The sequence below is a fragment of the Devosia sp. genome, from assembly GCF_028290645.1.
GTDB lineage: Bacteria > Pseudomonadota > Alphaproteobacteria > Rhizobiales > Devosiaceae > Devosia_A.
Window position 1 is genome coordinate 1 of the sequence record NZ_JAQGJL010000170.1, and the last position, 3,561, is coordinate 3,561.

Sequence of the window (3,561 nt, forward strand, 5' to 3'; positions counted from 1 at the left end):
CCAAAACCGGCGCCAGATCGAAGCGGAACCCCGAAACGCCCATCTCTTCGATCCAATAGCGCAGGCTCTCGATCACCAGCCGCTGCGTCGCGGGATGGTCGCACCTGAGCGTGTTGCCGGTGCCGGCATCGTTGACGAGGTGCTGTTTGCCGTCGACTTCGACGAACCGGTAGTAGGTCTTGGCGTCGAGCCCCATAAGGCTCAGCATCGGCCCGTTCGCGTCGCCCTCCCCGGTGTGGTTGTAGACCACATCGAGGATCACCGAGATGCCCGCCTTGCGGTAGACGTCCGTCATGTTCCTGAGTTCCTGCGGGCCGCGCGGCGCGAGCCGCGGATCGACCGCGAAATAGCTGACCGGGTTGTAGCCCCAGGCATTGGTCAGGCCGATCGAGGGCAGGTGGCCGTCGTCGATGAAGGCGGCGATCGGCATCAGCTCGACCGTGTCCACGCCGAGAAAACGCAGGTGATCCACCACCCGCTTGGTGGTGAGGCCGGCGAGCGTGCCGCGCAGCGGCCCCTGCACCGAGGGGTGGCGCATGGTGTAGCCGCGCACGTTGAGCTCGTAGAACAGCCCGGGCTGCTTGCGGCGCGGCAGCGCCGGCTTGTTGGACGCGCCGATGACGATGGCCTTGGGCACCAGCGGAGCCGTGTCCACCGCTTCGTTGCGGTGCAGCCGCAGCCGCGGGGAGCGGACATAGACCCGGTCGAGCCGCTTGGCGTAGGGGTCGACCAGCAGCTTGTGGGGGTCGAAGAACAGGCCCTGGTCGGGGTTGTATTCGCCGTCGGCGCGGAAGCCGTAGCGCGCCCCTGCCCCGATGCCGGTGATCAGCCCATGATGGATGTTGTCGTCATGCCCGTCGAGCTCGTACCGCCCGATCTCATTGTCGAGCTCGTCGTAGATCGACACCCAAAGCGCCGTTGCCGTCTCGGAATAGACGGCGAAGTTGACCCCTTCGGCGGTGATGGTCGAGCCAAGCCTGTCCGGGCTGCCGGCGCCCGGCACTAGAGCCGGTTTCACTGCTACCGGATCCTCAAGTGACAACGCGCGGTGTATCACGGCCGGTGCGGGCGCGGATGCCTGCAATGCTGTCGGCGATGGCGATGAGGGGAGCGAGTGCCAACTGGGTGTCGAGATCGTGCTGTCCATGCGGAGGCTCATACCGTTCGAGGTACAAGCGCAACGTAGCGCCGACCGTCCCGGTTCCACTCAGCCGCAGGACGATCCGGCTGCCGTCGGCGAAGCCGATCCGCACGCCCTGTTTGGCGCTGGTCGAGCCATCGACAGGGTCGTGATAGGTGAAGTCATCCGCATAGGCCACGGGCCGTCCCTCGATGGTCTGGCCGACCAGTGACGGCAGTTTGGCGCGGAGGTCGTCCATCAGCGCATTGGCGGGCGCCGCGTCGACTTCGTCGTAGTCGTGCCGGGTATAGTAGTTGCGCCCGTAGGTCGCCCAGTGGTCCTGCACGATCATGTCGACGCCCTGCTGGCGCGCCGCCAGCACGTTGAGCCAGAGCAGCACGGCCCACAGCCCGTCCTTTTCGCGCACGTGGTTGGAGCCGGTGCCGGCGCTCTCTTCGCCGCAGATGGTGACCCGCCCGGCGTCGAGCAGGTTGCCGAAGAACTTCCAGCCGGTCGGCGTCTCGTGCATCTCGATGCCGAGCTTTTCCGCCACCCGGTCGGCGGCGGCGCTGGTCGGCATCGAGCGGGCGATGCCAGCGATGCCGGTGGCGTAGCCCGGGGCGTGCGGCGCGTTGGCGGCGAGGATGGCGAGCGAATCCGACGGGGTGACGAAGCGGTTGCGGCCGATGATCAGGTTGCGGTCGCCGTCGCCGTCCGAGGCGGCCCCGAAATCCGGCGAATTCTCGCCCATCATCAGGTCGTAGAGGTCCTTGGCATAGACGAGGTTAGGGTCGGGGTGGCCGCCGCCGAAATCGGGCGACGGGGTGCCGTTGACCACGGTGCCGGCGGGAGCGCCGAGCATGCCCTCGAGGATCTTGTGGGCGTAGGGCCCGGTGACCGCATGCATGGCGTCGAAGCGCATGGTGAAGCCCTGCGCGAACATCGCCCCGATCTTGTCGAAATCGAACAGCGTCTCCATCAGCGCGGCGTAGTCGGCGACCGGGTCGATCACCTCGACCACCATGCCGGCCGAATGCTGCGTGCCGATGCGAGAGAGGTCCACGTCCGGGGCGTCGACGATGAGGTAGCGGTCGATGACCTTGGACCGCTCGAATACCGCGTCGGTGATCCTCTCCGGCGCCGGTCCGCCGTTCGAGACGTTGTACTTGATGCCGAAATCGCCGTCCGGACCGCCCGGATTGTGGCTGGCCGAGAGCACCAGCCCGCCGAACGCCCGGTGATGGCGGATGACGTGGCTGGCGGCGGGCGTCGAGAGGATGCCGCCCTGCCCGACGAGCACGGTGCCGAAGCCGTTGGCCGAGGCGATCTTGATGATCTTCTGGATGGCGACATCGTTGTAGTAGCGGCCGTCGCCGCCGAGGACGAGGGTCTTGCCCTTGAAGCCCTCGAGGCTGTCGAAGATCGACTGTACGAAGTTCTCGACATAGTTGGGCTGGCTGAAGACGGTCACGCGCTTGCGCAGCCCGGAGGTGCCGGGCTTCTGGTCCGCGAACGGCTTGGTCTCAATCGTCAGGATCGTCATCGCGTTTGTGCCCCAGGAGTGACGCGTAGAGGTCGGCATATTTTTCGGCGCTGAGTTCCCAGGAGACGTCCGACTTCATCCCCCGGCGCTGCATCTTGTGCCACACCTTCGGCCGCGCGTAGAGGGCGATAGTCCGGCGGATCGCCTCCTTCAGCGATTCTTCTGTGGCAGGGGAGAATACTACGCCGGTGGCCACCCCGGCTTCCACCGCCGCTTCGTTGGCATCGATGATCGTATCGGCGAGCCCGCCCACCCGGCTGACCACCGGGATGCAGCCATAGCGCAGGCCATAGAGCTGCGTCAGCCCGCAGGGCTCGAACCGCGAGGGGATGACGATGGCATCGGCGCCGCCCTGCACCAGGTGGCTGAGCCCCTCGTCATAGCCGATATGGACGCCGACCTTGCCGGAATGCCGCATCGCCGCGGCGACGAAGGCGTTCTCGATCGCCGGATCCCCCGAGCCGAGGACGACCAGCCGGCCGCCCTGGGCGACGAGGCCGTCGACCAGCGGCGGCAGCATGTCGAGGCCCTTCTGCCCGGTGAGCCGGCTGACCACCGCGAAGATCGGTCCCTGGCTCGAGTCCAGTCCGAAGCGCTGCTCGAGGGCCACCTTGTTGGCGATGCGCTGGAACACCGTGCCGGCCGCGAAGTGCTGGGGCAGTGACGGATCGTTCGCCGGGTTCCACTCGGAGGCGTCGATGCCGTTGAGGATGCCAAAGACGCTGTCCGAACGCTCCTGCAGCAGGCCCTCGAGGCCCATGCCGTAGCCGGCGGTGCGGATCTCGTGGGCGTAGGTGGGGCTGACGGTGGTGATTGCGTCGGCCACCTGCAGGCCGGCCTTGAGGTAGCTGATGCTGCCGAAATACTCGATCGTGCCGGTGGTCGCCGCCGCGTAGTC

The 3,561-nt window shown here is 67.0% G+C and carries 3 protein-coding genes; all 3 read right to left on the reverse strand.

Going from position 1 to position 3,561, the window contains the following annotated elements; genetic code table 11:
* A partial coding sequence (locus tag JWQ89_RS09635) for an alpha-amylase family glycosyl hydrolase (RefSeq protein ID WP_299640466.1) occupies nucleotides 1–1,018 on the reverse strand: 1,018 nt, incomplete at its 3' end.
* Nucleotides 1,019–1,031: 13 nt separating this feature from the next.
* The gene (locus tag JWQ89_RS09640) at nucleotides 1,032–2,663 is read right to left on the reverse strand and encodes an alpha-D-glucose phosphate-specific phosphoglucomutase (protein WP_299640468.1); all 1,632 of its coding nucleotides are present in this window, start codon (nucleotides 2,661–2,663) and stop codon (nucleotides 1,032–1,034) included.
* Nucleotides 2,644–3,561, reverse strand: a 918-nt coding sequence (locus JWQ89_RS09645) for a glycogen/starch synthase (protein WP_299640469.1), incomplete at its 5' end; no start/stop codon positions are given. The genes JWQ89_RS09645 and JWQ89_RS09640, both read right to left, overlap by 20 nt.

Bases quoted from the DNA above. Each gene is read 5' to 3' on its own strand.
- JWQ89_RS09640 (WP_299640468.1), bottom strand. From the start codon at position 2,663: ATGACGATCCTGACGATTGAGACCAAGCCGTTCGCGGACCAGAAGCCC.